General features: G+C 72.5%; 13 protein-coding genes. 10 read left to right on the plus strand and 3 right to left on the minus strand.

What is annotated here, in order from left to right; genetic code table 11:
- Positions 1 to 31 precede the first annotated feature (31 nt).
- Together recN and OG933_RS33640 are read left to right on the plus strand one after the other, a co-directional pair.
- Complete coding sequence (recN, locus tag OG933_RS33635; RefSeq protein WP_405633586.1) at positions 32 to 1,750, plus strand: DNA repair protein RecN; 1,719 nt, start codon at positions 32 to 34, stop codon at positions 1,748 to 1,750.
- Between the two features lie 570 nt (positions 1,751 to 2,320).
- Complete coding sequence (locus OG933_RS33640; protein WP_405630605.1) at positions 2,321 to 3,448, plus strand: glycosyltransferase family 4 protein; 1,128 nt, start codon at positions 2,321 to 2,323, stop codon at positions 3,446 to 3,448.
- A gap of 3 nt (positions 3,449 to 3,451) precedes the next feature.
- Here the strand turns inward: OG933_RS33640 and OG933_RS33645 are convergent, their stop codons facing one another.
- Complete coding sequence (locus OG933_RS33645; protein WP_362272254.1) at positions 3,452 to 5,095, minus strand: PucR family transcriptional regulator; 1,644 nt, start codon at positions 5,093 to 5,095, stop codon at positions 3,452 to 3,454.
- An 80-nt stretch (positions 5,096 to 5,175) separates the two neighbouring features.
- On the opposite strand from OG933_RS33645, the gene OG933_RS33650 reads away from it, so the two are divergent.
- Entirely contained in the window at positions 5,176 to 6,144 is a 969-nt protein-coding gene (locus OG933_RS33650; protein ID WP_362272253.1) for an LLM class F420-dependent oxidoreductase, read from the plus strand.
- 56 nt (positions 6,145 to 6,200) lie between these two features.
- Here the strand turns inward: OG933_RS33650 and OG933_RS33655 are convergent, their stop codons facing one another.
- Both OG933_RS33655 and OG933_RS33660 read right to left on the minus strand, forming a co-directional pair.
- On the minus strand, positions 6,201 to 7,583 hold the full coding sequence (locus OG933_RS33655; RefSeq protein WP_405630609.1) for an FAD-binding oxidoreductase: 1,383 nt from the start codon (positions 7,581 to 7,583) through the stop codon (positions 6,201 to 6,203).
- Positions 7,584 to 7,694: 111 nt separating this feature from the next.
- Positions 7,695 to 9,497, minus strand: coding sequence for a glycoside hydrolase family 15 protein (locus tag OG933_RS33660; RefSeq protein WP_020128156.1), 1,803 nt, complete (start codon positions 9,495 to 9,497; stop codon positions 7,695 to 7,697).
- 469 nt (positions 9,498 to 9,966) lie between these two features.
- On the opposite strand from OG933_RS33660, the gene OG933_RS33665 reads away from it, so the two are divergent.
- From OG933_RS33665 to OG933_RS33695, 7 genes are all read left to right on the plus strand, one after another.
- Positions 9,967 to 11,631, plus strand: coding sequence for a CTP synthase (locus OG933_RS33665; protein ID WP_020128157.1), 1,665 nt, complete (start codon positions 9,967 to 9,969; stop codon positions 11,629 to 11,631).
- A gap of 92 nt (positions 11,632 to 11,723) precedes the next feature.
- Complete coding sequence (locus OG933_RS33670) at positions 11,724 to 12,350, plus strand: NUDIX hydrolase (RefSeq protein ID WP_142269604.1); 627 nt, start codon at positions 11,724 to 11,726, stop codon at positions 12,348 to 12,350.
- Between the two features lie 310 nt (positions 12,351 to 12,660).
- Positions 12,661 to 14,865 carry a tetratricopeptide repeat protein gene (locus tag OG933_RS33675; protein ID WP_405630611.1) on the plus strand — a complete coding sequence of 735 codons (2,205 nt, stop codon included), beginning with the start codon at positions 12,661 to 12,663 and terminating at the stop codon, positions 14,863 to 14,865.
- 136 nt (positions 14,866 to 15,001) lie between these two features.
- The gene (gene ald, locus OG933_RS33680; RefSeq protein WP_020128160.1) at positions 15,002 to 16,126 is read left to right on the plus strand and encodes an alanine dehydrogenase; all 1,125 of its coding nucleotides are present in this window, start codon (positions 15,002 to 15,004) and stop codon (positions 16,124 to 16,126) included.
- 415 nt (positions 16,127 to 16,541) lie between these two features.
- Positions 16,542 to 17,678, plus strand: coding sequence for a ParA family protein (locus OG933_RS33685; protein WP_028806581.1), 1,137 nt, complete (start codon positions 16,542 to 16,544; stop codon positions 17,676 to 17,678).
- Complete coding sequence (locus OG933_RS33690) at positions 17,663 to 18,244, plus strand: hypothetical protein (RefSeq protein ID WP_362528238.1); 582 nt, start codon at positions 17,663 to 17,665, stop codon at positions 18,242 to 18,244. The genes OG933_RS33685 and OG933_RS33690 overlap by 16 nt, the downstream gene beginning before the upstream one ends.
- 18 nt (positions 18,245 to 18,262) lie before the next feature.
- Positions 18,263 to 19,468, plus strand: a complete 1,206-nt coding sequence (locus OG933_RS33695) for a segregation/condensation protein A (RefSeq protein ID WP_405630614.1) — start codon at positions 18,263 to 18,265, stop codon at positions 19,466 to 19,468.
- The last annotated feature ends 36 nt before the right edge of the window (positions 19,469 to 19,504 follow it).

Below are 19,504 nucleotides of genomic sequence, written 5' to 3' on the forward strand. Positions count from 1 at the left end.
ACCTCGTAAGGTCTTGTCCGTGTTGGAGGAGATGCGGATACGGTCGCTCGGAGTCATCGACGACGCGGTCGTCGAGCTGTCGCCAGGCTTCACCGCTGTCACGGGTGAGACAGGCGCGGGCAAGACCATGGTGGTCACCAGCCTCGGGCTGCTGCTGGGCGGGCGCGCTGATCCCGCGCTCGTGCGGATCGGCGCCGAGAAGGCGGTCGTGGAGGGGCGGATCACCGTGCCCCCGAACGCCTCGGTGGTGGTACGGGCCGAGGAGGCCGGGGCCGAGCTCGACGACGGGGCGTTGCTCATCAGCCGTACCGTTTCCGCCGAGGGGCGGTCGCGGGCGCACGTGGGCGGGCGGAGTGTGCCCATGGGCGTGCTCGCCGAGCTCGCCGACGAGCTGGTCGCCGTCCACGGGCAGACGGACCAGCAGGGGCTGCTGAAGCAGTCCCGGCAACGACAGGCGCTCGACCGGTACGCGGGCGACGCGGTGACCGTGCCGCTCGCCAAGTACACCGAGGCCTACCGGCGGCTGCGGGCCGTCGCCGTCGAGCTGGAGGAGATCGTCACGCGCGCGCGTGAGCGGGCCCAGGAGGCCGACATGCTGCGCTTCGGGCTCGACGAGATCGCCGGCGTCGAACCGCGCGCGGGGGAGGACGTCGAGCTTGCGGAGGAGGCCGAGCGGCTCGGGCACGCGGAAGCGCTGTCGTCCGCCGCCACGGCCGCCCACGCCGCCCTCGCCGGTAATCCGGAGGACCCCGAGGGCATCGAGGCCACCACGCTCGTCGCGGGCGCGCAGCGGGCCCTGGAGGCCGTCAGGTCGCACGATCCGGCGCTGGCCGCGCTCGCCGACCGGATCGGGGAGATCGGGATCCTGCTCGGCGATGTGGCGGGCGAGCTCGCGGGGTACGCCGACGACCTCGACGCCGATCCGCTGCGGCTGTCGGCGGTCGAGGAGCGGCGGGCCGCGCTCACCGCGCTCACCCGCAAGTACGGGCAGGACGTGGACTCCGTGCTCGCCTGGGCCGAGCAGAGCGCCGCCCGGCTCACCGAGCTGGACGGCGACGACGAGCACATCGACGAGCTGACCGCGGAACGGGACGCGCTGCGCGGCGAACTCGGCGGGCTGGCACAGGCACTGACGGACGCGCGCACGGACGCCGCCGAGCGGTTCGCCGCCGCCGTGACCGCCGAGCTGGCCTCTCTCGCCATGCCGCACGCGCGCGTGTCGTTCGACATCCGGCAGACCGAGGACCCGGAGGGCGTCGAGGTCGGCGGGCGTCCGGTCGCCTACGGGCCGGCCGGTGCGGACGAGGTCGAGCTGCTGCTCGCCCCGCACCCGGGCGCGCCGCCGCGGCCCATCGCCAAGGGCGCGTCCGGCGGTGAGCTCTCGCGTGTGATGCTGGCCGTCGAGGTCGTGTTCGCGGGGACGGATCCCGTGCCGACGTATCTCTTCGACGAGGTCGACGCGGGTGTGGGCGGCAAGGCCGCGGTCGAGATCGGACGGCGCCTGGCCCGGCTCGCCAAGACCGCTCAGGTCGTCGTGGTCACCCACCTTCCGCAGGTCGCCGCCTTCGCCGACCGGCAGCTGCTGGTCGAGAAGACCAACGACGGGTCGGTGACCCGGTCCGGCGTGAAGGTCCTGGAGGGCGAGGACCGCATCCGGGAGCTGTCCCGGATGCTCGCCGGTCAGGAGGACTCCGAGACGGCCCGGGCGCACGCCGAGGAGCTGCTGGCCACGGCCCGCGCGGACGGCTAGCGACGCGGTTCGGCGCGGGCGCCGACCGGTCCGGGTGCCGGGCGCCCGTCGCCCGTTCCTGAGGGTGAAGGGCATGTCCACCCCTAGGGGAGGGGGCCCGGCGTTCGCGGTGGCGGCCGGGCCGACCCGGGGACGACGGCGGCTCCGCGCGCCCCGGCGCCCGCAGGACGCGCACGCCGGAAGCGCGGGAACCACGGAGGCCGGACGGTCGGCCGGCACTGCGGCCCGCCGCCGCGCCGGCCGCGACTCCGGCCGTCGGCCTCGGGGGTGGACGGGTCGCGTCGGCCGTCGTGCTTGCCGGGGTCGGTGCCGGGATCTGCGGGGGCCGGTGAGCCAGGTGGTGAGGTCAGTGCTCGGGTAATCGAACGGAACCCCGAGTTCTCTCACCCGTGTGGGTGATGAGGGGGACCCCGTGACCGGGTGTCAGGGTGCTCGGCGGCACGGAACACCCGTACGTGCTGGCATCCTTGGGCGTAGTACGTGGAGGAACGCCAGCGGTCCACCCCTCCGCCCGGTCCCTCTGTACGTTTCTTCGTGACCGTCCGACGCCGAACCAGGAGCCCCGGCCACGTGAGCAGCCACTCACCGCACGGCCAGTCGTCGTTGCGCACCGTGCAGGTGCTGGGCGGCGGCAACGCCGGCAGCAGCGCGCACGTGCGTTCCCTGGCGGCGGGGCTCGTCGCGCGGGGCGTGCGAGTGACGGTGTGCGCCCCCGGCGAGGCGGATGACACCTACGACTTCACGGGGGCCGGGGCCGAACACGTGCACGTCCCGCGCAGCAGCGATCCGGGATCGGTGGCGGCGCTCCGGGCGGCCTGCACGGACGCCGACCTCGTCCACGCGCACGGACTGCACGCCTCGTTCCGGGCCGTCCTCGCACTCAGCGGCCGGCGCACCCCGCTCATCGTCACCTGGCACAACCGCGCGCACGCCGAGGGGGCCCGCGCCCATCTGCTGCGGCTGTTGGAACGCCGGGTCGCGAGGACGGCGACCGTGGTCCTCGGCACCACCTCCGACCTCGTCGACCGGGCCCGCAGGACCGGCGCACGTGACGCACGGCTCGCCGCCGTGGCGCTGCCCCGGCCCCGCCGGACCGAGGGGAACGAGGAGTCCGAGCGGCCGTCCTCGAAACTGCGGGCCGAACTCGGCGCCATAGGGCGCCCGTTGTTCACGGCCGTCGGGTGCCTGGACGGTCACCGCGGTCACGACCTGCTGCTGGACGCCGCGCGGGTGTGGCGCGGCCTCGACCCGGTGCCGCTGGTCGTGGTGGCGGGGGAGGGGCCGCAGCGGGCGGAGCTCCAGCGCCGCATCGAGGACGAGGAGCTGCCCGTCCGGCTGCTGGGGCGCCGCGACGACGTGAGCGAACTGCTCGCCGCCGCCGACCTCGCGCTGCTGCCCGGCGGCGAGGAGTCCCGGTCGGTCCTGGCCCAGGAGGCCCTGCACGCGCGCGTGCCGCTCGTCGCCGCCCTGACCGGCGGCATCCGCGAACTCGTCGGCGACGCGGCCGAACTGGTCCCGCCGCACGACCCGGGAGCCTTCGCCGCGGCCGCCGTACGCCTCCTCGACGACCCCGAACGGGCCGAACGCCTCCGGGACCTGGGCGCCCGGCAGGCGGCCGGCTGGCCCACCGAGGACGAGACCGTCGCCCAGGTCCTCAGCGTCTACGACGAGCTGACGCAGCCCCAGCCGATGATCTGAGCCCTACGCCACGTGCCGCCGCGCCCGCAGCGCCAGGCTCAACGCCAGCACCGTCTGCGGGTCGTCGAGGTCGGTGCCGAGCAACTCGCCGATGCGGGCGAGCCGGTTGTACAGCGTCTGGCGGTTCAGATGCAGCTCGCGGGCCGTCTCCGCCTTGCGGCCCGCGTGCGCGAGGTAGGTCTCCAGGGTGGGCAGCAGGGGCGGCTTGGAGCGGTGGTCGTGGTCGCGGACCGGGCCGATCGCGCGGTCCACGAAGGCCGCCAGATCGGGGTGGTCGCGCAGTCGCCACAGCAGGAGGTCGATGTCCAGGCGGCGGGCGTCGTACCAGGGGCGGTCCGACAGGCCCTGCGCGGCGGTCGCCGTCTCCGCCGCGTGTCTGAGCCCCGCAGAGGCGGCCGCCCAGCCGCCCGCCACCCCGACCACCACCACCGGCGGCTGGGCCCCCGGCCGCTGCATCCCGGCCCGTTCCACCCCGGCCCGCAGCGCCGCCGCGACCCGGTCCGCCACCGCCGAGCGCTCCGACTCCGACCGCAGGCCCAGCAGCAACGGCACCCGGCCCTCCACCGGCCGCACGCCCAGCAGCACGGGCACACCCACCGACGCCAGCTCCTCGGCGACCGCCCGCGCCAGCACCGCCCAGCCTCCGCCGGGGGAGAGGCCGTCGCCCAGCCGCATGACGACCGGGAGCAGCGGACTGGTGCCCGGCTTGAAGCCGAGGACGCGCGCCTGCGCCGGAGCGTCCTCCGCGGCGATCCGGCCCTCGGCGAGGTCGGTGAGGAAGTCGCCCCGGCCGCGTGCCGCCAGCTCCTCCTCCTGGCGGGCCTGCATCAGCACCACGGCCAGGATCCCGGCCGCGCGTTCGGCGGCGATCCGGTGCACTGGTGCCAGAGGGGCGCGCACGGGCAGCAGCACGAGCCGGGCGCGTACCGAACCCGCCCCCGGCCCGCCCCCGGGCACGTCCACCAGCACCGAGCCGACGGGCGGCGGCGCGTCCTTGTGCGGCCCGCGCAGGCCCTCCCACACCTGGAGCGGGTCCGCGCCCTCGGGGCCGGCTCCGGCGGCGTACAGAAGCTGGCCCTCGGTCGTCTCCAGGAAGACGGGGTTGCCGCTGAAGTCCGCCAGGATGCCCAGGACCTGCGGTATCCCGCCCCCGCCGAGCAGCGCTTCGGTACAGCGCCGGTGCACTTCCTCGGCCTGCTGGAGCAGGGCGTAGTGCCCGTTGACGATCTCGGTGTGGATCTCCTCCGTGACGGTCACGAACGGCACCTCGCGGTGCAGCTGGACCAGGGGGAGCCCGGTCGTGCGCGCCGTCTCCACCAGGGCCGCGGGCAGCCGGGTGAAGCGCGGGCCCAGCTCGATCACCAGGGCCGCGATGCCCCGCTCGGCCAGTGTGCGGACGAACGCCCGCTGCTCGGCCGGACGGGTGCCGAGGCCGTAGCCCGTGGTCAGCAGCAGCTCGCCGCCCTTGAGCAGCGAGGCGATGTTCGGGACCTCGCCCGCGTGCACCCAGCGCACCGTGCGGCCCAGCCGGTCGGCGCCCGCGAGGATCTCGGGCAGCCCGCTGCGCAGGCCGGGCAGCTCCAGCGCGCGTCGCACGGTGATGCCGGCGCTCTGGCTGTCGAATCGGTGGTCCGTGCCGCTGTCCATGCAGCGGACGCTACCTGCGCGGACGTCCAGGTGACAGCTCCGTCCGGCATGGGGCGGCCGTCGCCGGGTAGCGGCGGACCATGGATTTCAGTGTGGTGGCCGTGGCCCGTGAGGACGACAGCCCGGTCGACGAGCCGCTGCGGGTCGCGGCGCTCGCCGACCGGCTCGGCTACCGGGAGGTGTGGGCGGGCGAAGGGCCGACCTGGGACGCGTTCGTGCTCGCCGCGGCGCTCGGCCGGGTCACCGAGCGGGCCGCGCTGACGGCGGGGCCGGTCCCGGTGTCGGTGCGCGACCCGTACTCCCTCGCCCGGGGTGCCGCGTCGGTCTCCGCCGTCACCGGTGGACGGGCGGTCGGCGTGGCGCTGGGCACCTCGAGCAAACGCGTCGTGGAGGGCGTGCACGGGCGGCCCCGGGTACGCCCCGCCGCCGTCCTGACCGAGACCGCGGCGGCCGTCCGCGCCCTGCTGCACGGCGCGCCCGGTGAGCCGGTCGTGCCCGGCAGCAGCTTCCGGCGCCGGCTGCCGCCGCCCGGCGGCCTGCTCACGGTGGCCGCCTTCGGGGACCGCGCGATCGCCGCGGCCGCCGCGCACGCCGACCGGATGCTGCTCGACGTGGTCTCCCCGGAGCAGGTCCGTGAGCTGCGCGCCAAGCTGGACGCGGCGGCCGGGCGGGCGGGACGTGCGCGGCCCACGCTCGCCGCCTGGCTGCCCGCGGCCGTCGACCCGGCGCCCGAGTCGCTCGCCGAGGTGCTGGGCAGCATCGCCGGGTACCTGACGGTGCCGGGGTACCGCGAGGTGTTCGCCGAGGCCGGTTTCGCGGCCGCCGTCGAGCTCGCCGCGGGCGGCGCCGACCGCGCCACCCTCGTCCGCGCCCTGCCGGCGGCAGCCGCGGCCACCGTCGGCCTGGTCGGCGGCCTCGACACCGTGCGCGCCCGGATCGACGCCTACGCGCAGGCGGGACTCGACGAGATCGCGCTCGTCCCGGCGACGGCGGCGGATCCGGCCGGGGAACGGACGCTGACGGCACTGGCGGGCCTCGCACGGGGCTGACGGCCCGGACCGACAGCCTGGGCACCTCGGGCCGACGGCTCGGGCGCCGACGGTTCTCAGGCCGGCTTGATGTTGTGGTTGAAGCGGAAGACGTTGTCGGGGTCGTACCGCCGCTTCAGGTCCGCGAGCCGCCGGGCGTTCGCCTCGCCCACGCCCGCCACGACCCGGTCGGCACCCTCGTCGCCGATGAAGTTGAGGTAGACCGCGCCCGTGCTCCAGGGCTGTACGGCGGCCCGGACGTCCTGGACCCACCGGACGCACCGCTCGTCGTCCGCCGGGTCCTCCCACAGCCCGAAGGGGTGCACCCCCCAGGGCGCGTCGCGGTAGGGCACCGGGTACTCGTGCGGGCCGGCGCCGATCGCGCCGCCCTGCGGGAACAGCGCGTGCATGGTGCCCGTCGGCACGGGCATGGCCCGGCCACGGGCGCAGTACACGTCCACGAAGTCGTCCGGGGCACCCGTCAGGTACTCCGCCGACCAGTAGTTCCGCATCCCGGGCGGATCGTCGATCATGCACTGGACGTCGGCGTACGGCATCGCCCCGACGACCTCCGTCTCGTGCGGCATCGCCAGCAGCGGTTCGGCGAGCTTGCGCATGTCCGCCTCGGCACCGGCGTACGTGAGCAGCACCCCGCACAACAGCGAACCGACCAGGTGCGGCGGGACGAACTCCTCGGGCGGACCGGAGAGGTAGATGACGGCGCCGCTCGCCTCGTCGGGGCCGGCCGTGATCACGTCCCGGTAGGTGCGGGTGACCTCGGCGCCGAACTCGGGCAGGTACAGCAGCAGCGCAATGGAGAACTCGGGCAGCTCGTGCAGTTTCAGGGTGAGCGCGGTGGCGATGCCGAAGTTGCCGCCGCCGCCGTGCAACGCCCAGAACAGGTCAGGGTTCTCGTCGGCGTTGGCGTGGACCTGCTGGCCTTCGGCGGTGACCAGCTCGACGCCGAGCAGGTTGTCGACGGCCAGCCCGCAGCAGCGGTCGAGCCAGCCGGTGCCGCCGCCGAGGACGAAGCCGCCGACGCCGGTGGTGGAGGCCCGTCCGCCGGTCGTGGCCAGACCGTGGGGCTGGCAGGCACGGTCCAGGTCGCTCATGGTGGCCCCGCCCGCGACCCGTACCGCCTCGGCGGCGGGGTCGACGGTGACCGCGCGCATATGGCGCAGGTCCACCACCAGGGCCCCGTCGCCCAGCGCCATGCCCGCGACGCTGTGTCCGCCGCCGCGCACCGCGATGGGCAGGTCCAGGTCACGGGCGAAGCGCACCGACCGCACGACATCGGCCTCGTCCACGCACTGGGCTATCACCGCGGGACGCCGGTCGATCATCGAGTTGAAGACCGCCCGGGCCTCGTCGTAACCCGGATCCTCCGGGGCGAACACGTCGCCGACCAGTTCCTCGCGCAGCGCGGCGAGGGCCGCGCCCGCCTTCGATGGGGAGGCCATGAGGCGCCCCCTTCCGTGCAGGGGCAGATGGCTCCAGCGTAGGCGTGCGCGGCCGCCCGGTCCTGTTCGGCGGCCGCGCGTCACCGGTCCGTAAGAGCCCGGCGCGGGCGCTCAGCCGCCGTACGCCCCCGACGCCGTCAGGCGCAGGGCCGTGTCGATCAGCGGGACGTGGCTGAAGGCCTGCGGGAAGTTGCCGACCTGGCGCTGCAGGCGCGGGTCCCACTCCTCGGCGAGCAGACCGAGGTCGTTGCGCAGCGAGAGCAGCTTCTCGAACAGCTTGCGGGCCTCGTCCACCCGGCCGATCATCGCGAGGTCGTCCGCCATCCAGAACGAGCAGGCCAGGAAGGCGCCCTCGTCACCGGGCAGGCCGTCGACGCCCTCGTCGCCGCCCGAGGTGGGGTAGCGCAGGATGAAGCCGTCCGGGGTGGACAGCTCGCGCTGGATCGCCTCGATGGTGCCGATCACGCGCTTGTCGTCCGGGGGCAGGAAGCCCATCTGCGGGATGAGCAGCAGGGACGCGTCCAGCTCCTTGGAGCCGTAGGACTGCGTGAAGGTGTTGCGTTCCTTGTCGTAGCCCTTCTCGCACACGTCCCGGTGGATGTCGTCGCGCAGCTCGCGCCACTTCTCCAGCGGGCCGTCCGCGTCGCCGGACTCGATGAGCTTGATCGTGCGGTCGACGGCGACCCAGGCCATGACCTTGGAGTGCACGAAGTGGCGGCGCGGACCGCGCACCTCCCAGATGCCCTCGTCCGGCTCGTCCCAGTGCTGCTCCAGGTAGCGGATCAGCTTGAGCTGGAGGAGGGAGGCGTAGTCGTTGCGGGCCAGGCCGGTCATGTGGCCGAGGTGCAGGGCCTCGGTGACCTCGCCGTAGACGTCCAGCTGGAGCTGGTGCGCGGCGCCGTTGCCGACCCGGACCGGGCCGGAGTTCTCGTAGCCGGGCAGCCAGTCCAGTTCGGCCTCGCCCAGCTCGCGCTCGCCCGCGATGCCGTACATGATCTGGAGGTTCTCGGGGTCGCCGGCGACGGCCCGCAGCAGCCACTCGCGCCAGGCGCGGGCCTCCTCGCGGTAGCCGGTGCGCAGCAGCGAGGACAGCGTGATGGCCGCGTCGCGCAGCCAGGTGTAGCGGTAGTCCCAGTTGCGGACGCCGCCGATGTCCTCGGGCAGGGAGGTGGTGGGCGCGGCGACGATGCCGCCGGTGGGGCCGTAGGTCAGCGCCTTGAGCGTGATCAGCGAGCGGATCACCGCCTCGCGGTAGGGGCCGTGGTACGTACAGTGCTCGACCCACTCGCGCCAGAAGTCCTCGGTCGCCTGGAGCGACTGCTCGGGCTCGGGCAGCGCGGGCGGCTCCTTGTGCGAGGGCTCCCACGAGATCGTGAACGCGATCCGGTCACCCGGCGCGACCGTGAAGTCCGCGTACGTGGTCAGCGACTTTCCGTAGGTCTCGCACTCGGTGTCGAACCACACGGAGTCCGGGCCCGCGACGGCCACGGTGCGGCCCTCGTGCTTGTGCACCCACGGCACGACCCGGCCGTAGGAGAACCGCATCCGCAGCGCGGAGCGCATCGGGACGCGGCCCGAGACGCCCTCGACGATCCGGATCAGCTGGGGCGCGCCGTCGCGAGGGGGCATGAAATCGGTCACTCGGACCGTGCCGCGCGGGGTGTCCCACTCGGACTCCAGGATGAGCGAGTCGCCCCGGTAGGTGCGCCGGGCCGCGCGCGGCGGCGGCGCGTCGGAGGCGTGCGCGGGGCCGAGGCGCCAGAAGCCGTGTTCCTCGGTGCCGAGCAGACCTGCGAAGATCGCGTGCGAGTCGAAGCGGGGCAGGCACAGCCAGTCGACTGTGCCGTCCCGGCAGACCAGTGCGGCGGTCTGCATGTCTCCGATGAGTGCGTAATCTTCGATGCGCCCGGCCACGTGCAACTCCAGTCGAACGGCCACGTCACCCCCAGATGGAACGGGGGCTGTCGCTAGTGCGGTCAAGGGGTCGTTTGTAATGCGTCGTTGAGCGCTGAAGCAAAGCAGCCGCTCAGCCATATAGGCAAAACGCCGATTCCTGCTCAACGAACTGACGAGCTCTCGTTGTTCCGGTGGGGATACGGACTGGGGTGTGCCGTCTTGCCGACCGGGCTCGGCAGCGAGTGTCCGAGCAGGATACGACGCACGTAGATGATCTGCGTGCCGCTCCGGACAACGCGGGTGGGCCGAACGGGTGAGCAACGGGTGAGAAACCGGTGCGCGGGGGCGGCCCGTGTCGAGCTGTGCGCGGAGCGTGGCCGGAAGCCATCTCCTTGAGGCGCTGATACCCTGGTAGCCCGTGGACCGGTGGTCTCGAAGCCCCCGAACCGCACCTCCGAATCGCGACCACGGGAGCCCCCTCTTGGCCATGACGCCCAAATCCACGACGACCAAGCACATCTTCGTCACCGGGGGTGTCGCCTCCTCGCTCGGCAAGGGTCTGACGGCCTCCAGCCTCGGCATGCTGCTGAAGGCGCGGGGTCTGCGCGTCGTGATGCAGAAGCTCGACCCGTACCTGAACGTCGACCCGGGCACGATGAACCCCTTCCAGCACGGTGAGGTCTTCGTCACCAATGACGGCGCCGAGACCGATCTGGACATCGGACACTACGAGCGCTTCCTCGATCGTGACTTGGACGGCTCCGCCAATGTCACTACAGGCCAGGTCTACTCGACGGTGATCGCCAAGGAGCGGCGTGGCGAGTACCTGGGCGACACCGTGCAGGTCATCCCGCACATCACCAACGAGATCAAGCACCGCATCCGCCGGATGGCCACGGACGAGGTCGACGTCGTGATCACCGAGGTCGGCGGCACGGTCGGCGACATCGAGTCGCTGCCGTTCCTGGAGACGGTCCGCCAGGTCCGTCACGAGGTGGGCCGGGACAACGTCTTCGTGGTGCACATCTCGCTCCTGCCGTACATCGGTCCCTCGGGTGAGCTGAAGACCAAGCCGACCCAGCACTCGGTCGCGGCGCTGAGGAACATCGGTATCCAGCCGGACGCGATCGTCCTGCGTTCCGACCGCGAGGTGCCGGCCGCGATCAAGCGCAAGATCTCGCTGATGTGCGACGTCGACGAGGACGCGGTCGTGGCCTGCCCCGACGCGCGCTCGATCTACGACATCCCGAAGACCGTGCACGGCGAGGGTCTGGACGCGTACGTAGTCCGCAAGCTGGACCTGCCGTTCCGCGATGTGGACTGGACGACCTGGGACGACCTGCTCGACCGCGTCCACAACCCCGACCACGAGATCACTCTCGCCCTGGTCGGCAAGTACATCGACCTGCCCGACGCCTACCTCTCGGTCACCGAGGCGCTGCGCGCCGGCGGCTTCGCCAACAAGGCCCGCGTGAAGATCAAGTGGGTCACGTCGGACGACTGCAAGACCCCGGCGGGCGCCAAGGCGCAGCTCGAGGACGTCGACGGCATCTGCATCCCGGGCGGCTTCGGCGACCGCGGTGTGCTCGGCAAGGTCGGCGCGATCCGCTACGCCCGGGAGAACCGGATCCCGCTGCTCGGCCTGTGCCTCGGCCTGCAGTGCATCGTGATCGAGGCCGCGCGCAACCTGGCCGACATCGGCGACGCCAACTCCACCGAGTTCGACCCGGCCACCGGCCACCCGGTCATCTCCACCATGGCCGAGCAGCTCGACATCGTGGCCGGCGAGGGCGACATGGGCGGAACGATGCGCCTGGGCATGTACCCGGCCAAGCTGGCCGAGGGCTCCATCGTCCGTGAGGTGTACGACGGCAAGGAGTACGTCGAGGAGCGCCACCGGCACCGCTACGAGGTGAACAACGCCTACCGCGCGGAGCTCGAGAAGAAGGCGGGCATCCTGTTCTCCGGCACCTCGCCGGACGGCAAGCTCGTCGAGTACGTCGAGTACCCGCGTGACGTCCACCCGTACCTGGTCGCCACCCAGGCCCACCCCGAGCTGCGCTCGCGGCCCACGCGTCCGCACCCGCTGTTCGCCGGCCTGGTGAAGGCCGCGGTCCAGCGGACCGTCGAGGCGGAGAAGGCTTCGAAGTAACACACCAGTTGTACGGTGGCCGGGGTGCAAACCTTCAAGGGTGGGCACCCCGGTTTTCGTTTGCGCACGTGGCACGTGGAAGGACGCACTGCATGACGATCAAGGACACCCCCGAGGCGTGGGAGATCCGGTCGAGCGAGACCCCCTTCGTCGGCAACAAGACCTCCGTCCGCACGGACGAGGTGGTCATGCCCGACGGTTCGGTGGTCCGCCGGGACTTCCAGGTCCACCCGGGTTCCGTGGCCGTCCTCGCCCTAGACGGGGAGGGCCGTGTCCTGCTCATCAAGCAGTACCGTCACCCCGTCGGGCAGAAGCTGTGGGAGATCCCGGCCGGTCTGCTCGACGTGCCCGGTGAGAACCCCCTGCACGCCGCCCAGCGCGAGCTGTACGAGGAGGCGCACGTCAAGGCCGAGGACTGGCGGGTGCTGACCGACGTCTATCCCACCGCGGGCGGCTGTGACGAGTCGGTGCGGATCTTCCTGGCCCGCGATCTGTCCGAGGCCGACGGCGAGCGCTTCGCGGTGGAGGACGAGGAGGCCGACATGGAGCACGCGCGCGTGCCGGTCGACGAGCTGGTCCGCGGGGTGCTCGCGGGCGACGTGCACAGCAACTGCCTCGTCGTGGGCGTCCTCTCCCTGGTCGCCGCGCGTACCGGCGACGGGCTCGACGCGCTGCGCCCGGCCGAGGCGCCCTGGCCGGCGCGCCCGTTCGAGGCGTGACGCCCTCCGCCGCCGTCCCGAGGCCGCTCCGCATGTGGCTGACCCGCATGTGGCCGACCCGCATGTGGCCGACCCGCATGTGGCCGACCCGCATGTGGGCGCCCGCGCGAGGCTGTCCCGCGTGAAGCTGTTCCTTCTGAGGCCGTCCCGACCCCGTCCGGTGTGACGATCGGCTGATCCGATCGAGGGACGTCTCGGCGGTGCCCGCCGTACTCCACCCGGAACGTCGCAGAGCGTGAACTAGGCTCTGGAATCGCCCGATCCGGAGTCCCGGCGGGCTTGCGCGTGCGGTGGGACGGGAGTGTGGCCCGTGACGGATCAGGCAGTGGACACAGGCGGCGTGCAGCTGTCGGGACACGCTGCGACAGAGGGCCATTTCCTGGGCAGAGTCCGGGAGTTGAAAGAACTGCGCGCCGACATCGAGCGCGCGGGGCTGGACACCATCTCCGGTAAGAAGGCGCCACGCGCGCGCGTGCTCCTCATCGCCGGGCGGCCCGGCTCCGGGCGTACGGCGCTCGCCGAGGAACTCGTCCGGCAGGTCGCCGGCAACTACCGGGACGGCGTCCTGCGCGCCCGCCTCGCCGAGCCCGACGGCACGCCCGTGCCGGTCGAGCGGGCCGCCCGTGAACTGCTCACCGCGCTGGACGTGCCGACCCCGCCGGGCGCCGACGAGGACGATCTCGCGGCCCTCCTCCGTCAGGCCCTCGCGGGGCGCCGCGTCCTGCTCCTGCTCGACGACGCGGCCGGCGCCGAACAGGTCGACGCGCTGCTCCCGGACGCCCCGCAGTGCCTCCTCGTCGCCGTCTCCGCCGGGCCGCTCACCGGCATCGCGGACGTCCGCCCCTGCACCCTGGGCGGCCTGGACACCAAGTCCGCCCTCGAACTGCTGAGCCGGCACACCGGCTCGGTCCGCATCACCGTCGACCCGCGCTCCGCCGAGGGTCTCGTGGAGGCCTGCCAGGGCCAGCCGGCCGCGCTGAACCTGGCGGGCGGCTGGCTCGCCGCCCGTCCGAAGGCGGCCGTCGCCGACCTTGCCAAGCAGCTCCACGCGGAGGGTGACGAGGGCTCCCCGCTCAGCCGGGTCTTCCGGCTCGTGCACGCCGCGCTGCCCGCCCCCGCCGCCCGGATACTGCGACTGCTCTGCCTGGCCCCGGCCGGTCTGGCGGACCCGCACACCGCCTCGGCGCTCGCCGGCTGCTCGGTGGGCGCCGCCCGCACCACCCTGGACGACCTCGCCGCCCTGGGGCTGCTGCGGCCCCTGGACTCCCCGCTGCCCCAGTACGAGGTGCCCGCCTGCCTGTACCCCCTGCTGCACGCCGCCGCCGAGAGCCACGACCGCCCGGCCGAGCTCCAGCTGGCGCGCGCCCGCATGCTGGAGCGGACGGTGCGGCTGCTCCAGTCCTGCCGGGCCATCACCGAGACCGACAACCCCCAGGCCCGCGAGAAGCTCCAGGGCATGCCCAGCGCCCTGCGCTTCCCCACCCCGCGCGCGGCCGCCGAGTGGCTGCGGGTCCGCAGGCCCGCCCTGCTCGCCTCGGCCCGCCTGGCGGTCGCCGACGGCGAGCTGGACACCCTGGCCCGCCGTCTGATGTCCCAGCTGGTCAGGGCGATGGTCGCGCACTTCGGCACCCAGGCGGCGGCGCCCGACCTGTACGGCGTCCACCAGCTCGTCCTGGACGTGGCCGAGCGGCGGAACCTGCCCCGCGAGAAGGCCGCAGCCCTGCTGAACCTCGCCGACGTCGACGCCAGGACGGGCCGCACCGCGGAGGCCCTGGTGCGTTATCGGGCCGCTCTGGACGCCGGACGCGAGGCGAACGACCCGTATGCGATCGGTCGCGCGATGGAATCCGTAGGCGGCGCGCATCTCGAGCTCGGGGACTACGACCGGGCCGCCGACTGGTTCGGACGGGCCCTCGCCCAGCGGCTGGCCCGCGACGAGCGCGCGGACGCCGCCCGGCTCTACGGCCGTATCGCCACCGCGCACACCTATGCGGGCCGCTACGGCGAGGCGCAGCGGGCCTGGCGGGCCGCGGCCGCCGGGCACCGCAAGAACGGCGACATCGGCGCGTTCGCGCGGGCGCTGAGCGAGCTGGCCCGGGTCCAGGAGTACGCGGGGCGCCCCGAGGAGTCGCTGCGCACCTGCCAGGAGGCGGTGGAGTGGGCCGGGCGCGCCGAGGACACGCGTCTGCAGGCCGCGGTGCAGCTGAGGCTGGCCGACACCCTGGAGCGCCTCGGCGACCCGGTGGCGGCCGGCCTGCACCGGGGCGCGGCCGAGCGCATCCTGGGAGAGGAGCTCCCGAACCGCGCTCCGGAGCCGGAGCCGGAGCCGGACCCGGAGCCTCGGTCGGCGGCATCGGAACCGGCATCGGAACCGGAGCCGAAGGCGGAGTCGCGGCCCGAGTCGGGGCCGGAGCCAGGGCCAGGGTCGGGGCCGGTGGCAGGGCCGGAACGGCCTGATCCACCGGAACACCGCGCTAACACCTGCGAAATCCGTAGTACACCCGCTGAAGATTGATGCAATGAAAGGCTAGACAGCGGGAACACCTTCATTAGACTGGCTCTGCCGCTCGTTCTCCTGCGGTGCATCCCGGTGTGCCCTGTATCTCCGGGTATGTCTTTGCTGTGCCCCCACATCTACTGAGCCAAGGACCGTGATCGACGTGAAGGTCGGCATCCCCCGCGAGGTCAAGAACAACGAGTTCCGGGTGGCCATCACCCCCGCCGGTGTGCATGAACTGGTGCGCCACGGCCACCAGGTCGTCGTCGAACGCAACGCCGGTGTCGGCTCGTCCATCACGGACGAGGAGTACGTGGCCGCCGGCGCGCGCATCCTCGAGACCGCCGACGAGGTGTGGGCCACCGCCGACCTGCTGCTGAAGGTCAAGGAGCCCATCGCCGAGGAGTACCACCGCCTCCGCAAGGACCAGACGCTCTTCACCTACCTGCACCTGGCCGCGTCCAAGGAGTGCACGGACGCCCTCGTGGAGTCCGGCACCACGGCGATCGCCTACGAGACCGTCGAGCTGCCGAACCGCGCGCTGCCGCTGCTCGCCCCGATGTCCGAGGTCGCGGGCCGGCTGGCGCCCCAGGTCGGCGCCTACCACCTGATGCGCGCCAACGGCGGCCGCGGTGTGCTGCCCGGCGGTGTGCCGGGCGTGCTGGCCGCCAAGGCGGTCGTCATCGGCGGCGGTGTCTCCGGCTGGAACGCGGCGCAGATCGCCATCGGCATGGGCTTCCACGTGACGCTGCTCGACCGCGACATCAACAAGCTCAAGGAGGCCGACAAGATCTTCGGTACGAAGATCCAGACGGTCGTCTCCAACGCCTTCGAACTGGAGAAGGCCTGCCTCGAGGCCGACCTCGTCATCGGCGCCGTCCTCATCCCGGGCGCCAAGGCACCCAAGCTGGTCACCAACGAGCTCGTGTCCCGGATGAAGCCCGGAAGTGTCCTTGTCGACATCGCGATCGACCAGGGCGGCTGCTTCGAGGACTCCCGTCCGACCACGCACGCCGAGCCGACCTTCCCGGTCCACGAGTCGGTCTTCTACTGCGTCGCCAACATGCCCGGCGCGGTCCCCAACACCTCCACCTACGCGCTCACCAACGCCACGCTGCCGTACATCGTCGAACTCGCCGACAAGGGCTGGGTGGAGGCGCTGCGCCGCGATGCCGCGCTGGCCAGGGGCCTCAACACCCATGACGGCAAGGTTGTTTACCGTGAGGTCGCGGAGGCGCACGGCCTGGAGCACATGGAGCTCGACCAGCTGCTCGGCTGAGCCGTCGTGCCGAGCCGATCGGCCAAGTAACCCCGGGGAAAAAGGCGATACGTCAACACAGGTCGTCAACCCCGCACACCCGGCCGGACCTTGCCCGACAAGGTCCGGCCGGATGTGTGTATGGTCACTTTGCGGCTCTCGGCCAACTCGCCTCGAACGTAACGCTTCGACCGATTCGTACACCGGCGAAACCTGCCGTGCGACGGCCGTACGCCCTTGACAGCGGGATGTTTCATTGCCGACACATCGGGCCGGGTCCGGCGGATTGTGTTGCTGCGAACACCCGACACGCCATAGAGTCGCCGACTGTCGGCATGGTGCCACGCTGACCTTGTCTAGAAGTTTCCTGGTCACCAAGGAGGTAAGACGACTTGTGAATGAGTCGACATTTGCTCCCGGGGGTGGTCAACCAGGAATGCCGACGCGGGCCCAGGTCTCCGCGGGGCTCGAGGCTGTCGGCTCCGTCGCTGTCCGAACCTTCGCAGCCCACCAGAGCCAGCGCAGCACCCATGTGGCTCTGTCAGCACACCAGAGCATGGATGGCCATCACGTGAACGCCATGGCCGGCGACGGAAGTGGCGCGCCCCGCAACCACTTCGCCGACTACGACGAACTGCCCGAAGGGCATTTCTACGATCCCGATGCCGAGTACGAGCCGGACCCGGAGTACGCGGCCACGCTCGCGCCCGACGCGGCCCGACAGCGCCGTGAGCGCGTCGGTCCGACCGGACGCCCGCTGCCGTACTTCCCGATCCCGGGCCCGCTGACCCAGCACGGCCCCGCGACGATCATCGCGATGTGCAACCAGAAGGGCGGCGTGGGCAAGACGACGTCGACCATCAACCTGGGTGCCGCACTCGCGGAGTACGGTCGGCGCGTGCTGCTCGTGGACTTCGACCCGCAGGGCGCGCTGTCGGTCGGTCTCGGTGTCAATCCGATGGAGCTCGACCTCACCGTCTACAACCTGCTCATGGAGCGGGGCATGGCGGCGGACGAGGTGCTCCTGAAGACAGCGGTCCCGAACATGGACCTGCTGCCCAGCAACATCGACCTGTCGGCCGCCGAGGTCCAGTTGGTCTCCGAGGTCGCGCGCGAGTCCACGCTCCAGCGTGCGCTCAAGCCGCTGATGGACGACTACGACTACATCGTCATCGACTGTCAGCCCTCGCTCGGCCTGCTCACCGTCAACGCCCTGACGGCCGCTCACAAGGTGATCGTGCCGCTGGAGTGCGAGTTCTTCGCCCTCCGGGGTGTGGCGCTGCTGACCGAGACCATCGAGAAGGTCCAGGAACGGCTCAACCCGGAACTGGAACTCGACGGGATCCTCGCCACGATGTACGACTCGCGCACCGTGCACAGTCGTGAGGTGCTCGCGCGGGTCGTCGAGGCCTTCGACGACCACGTCTACCACACGGTCATCGGGCGCACGGTCCGCTTCCCGGAGACCACGGTCGCCGGTGAGCCGATCACCACGTACGCCTCCAACTCCGTCGGCGCCGCCGCCTACCGCCAGCTCGCCAGGGAGGTGCTCGCCCGGTGTCACGCCGAGTGAGTCTGCCGGGGGCCGACGAACTCTTCCGTACGACAGGGGGAATGGCGCTTCAGCCGTCCGCGCCCCGGCGCCCCGCCAACGGCGAGGCCCGGGTACCGGCGCCGGCCGGCGAGAGCGACGGGGTGGCGGCCGGCGGCGCGGAGGACGCGCCGCAGGCCGTGCCCGCGCAGGGCGGTGACGGCGCGGGCGCCGAGCACGCGGCGGCCGACGCGGGCCAGGGCGACGCCGGGGAGTCCCGTACCCGGGGCGCCCCCGGGGAGCGCTCCGAGCGGCGCCAGGGCCCGCAGGAAGGTTCTGCCTCCGCCGCCGACGGCCAGTCGCGCAAACGCGGACGGCAGGCGTCCCGCAGGCCGAGCGGCCGCGAGCGGCACGACGAGAAGATCACTGTCTACGTCTCCGCCGAGGAGCTCATGGATCTGGAGCACGCCCGGCTGGTGCTCCGCGGTGAGCACGGGCTGGCCGTGGACCGGGGGCGCATCGTCCGCGAGGCGGTCGCCGTGGTCCTCGCCGACCTGGAGAGCCGCGGGGACGCCAGCATCCTCGTCCGACGACTTCGCGGGCGGTAGCGGTAGCCTGCGGGGGCCATGACCTCGAACGACGTTCCCGTCCCCGGCCCCGGCGCAGCAGCCGGCCGTCGGCGTGCGCTGGGGCGGGGGCCCGGCACGGCGCCGGTCCCTGCCGGGCCGGAGCCCGGGTCGGCCGGACCGGAACCGGCACCGGATCCCGTCGAGCCGGATGTCGTCGAACCCGAACCCGTTGAATCGGATCCTGTCGTACCGGAATCCGTAGACCCGGAACCCGCGAACCCGCGAACCCGGAGCCCGGAACCCATGGGTCCGGAGCCCGCGGACCCGGAGCCCGCGGACCCGCAACCCGTCGTATCCGAGGTGGTGCCGGAATCCGGTGCATCGGAGTTCGTGGGGCCGGAATCTGTTCCCGAGTCCCAGGAAGTTCCCCAGGAAGCTCCCCAGGAAGTTCCCGACGGTGTTTTCAAGGTCCGCCTCGCCAACTTCGAGGGGCCCTTCGATCTGCTGCTCCAGCTGATCTCCAAGCACAAGCTGGACGTCACCGAGGTCGCGCTGTCGAAGGTGACCGACGAGTTCATGGCGCACATCCGGGCGATGGGTCCCGACTGGGACCTGGACCAGACGACCGAGTTCCTGGTCGTGGCCGCCACGCTGCTCGATCTCAAGGCGGCCCGGCTGCTGCCCGCCGCGGAGGTCGAGGACGAGGCCGACCTGGCCCTGCTGGAGGCCCGTGACCTGCTGTTCGCCCGGCTGCTCCAGTACCGGGCCTACAAGCGGGTCGCCGACATCTTCACGCACCGGCTGGAGAGCGAGGCCCGGCGCTACCCGCGTACCGTCGGTCTCGAACCGCACCACGCGGAGCTGCTGCCCGAGGTCGTCATCAGCATCGGCCCGGAGGGGTTCGCGAGGCTCGCGGTCAAGGCGATGCAGCCCCGGGCGAAACCGCAGGTGTACGTCGACCACATCCACGCGCCCCTGGTGAGCGTGCAGGAGCAGGCCGGGATCGTCGTCGCACGGCTCAGGGAGCTCGGCGAGGCCAGCTTCCGCACGCTGGTGGCGGACACCGAGGACACCCTCACCGTGGTGGCCCGCTTCCTCGCGCTGCTCGAGCTGTACCGGGAGAAGGCGGTCGCGCTCGACCAGGAGACCGCCCTCGGCGAGCTGCTGGTCCGCTGGACCGGCGGGGACGGGGAGGCGCAGCCGATGGTCACGGACGAGTTCGACCGGCCGCCCGAGGAGCCCGAGAAGGAGACGAAGACGTGACCGAGGAGACCGTCGCCGCACTCGACCTCAAGCCGG

It is taken from the genome of Streptomyces sp. NBC_00016, from assembly GCF_045040885.1.
Classification (GTDB): domain Bacteria; phylum Actinomycetota; class Actinomycetes; order Streptomycetales; family Streptomycetaceae; genus Streptomyces; species Streptomyces coriariae.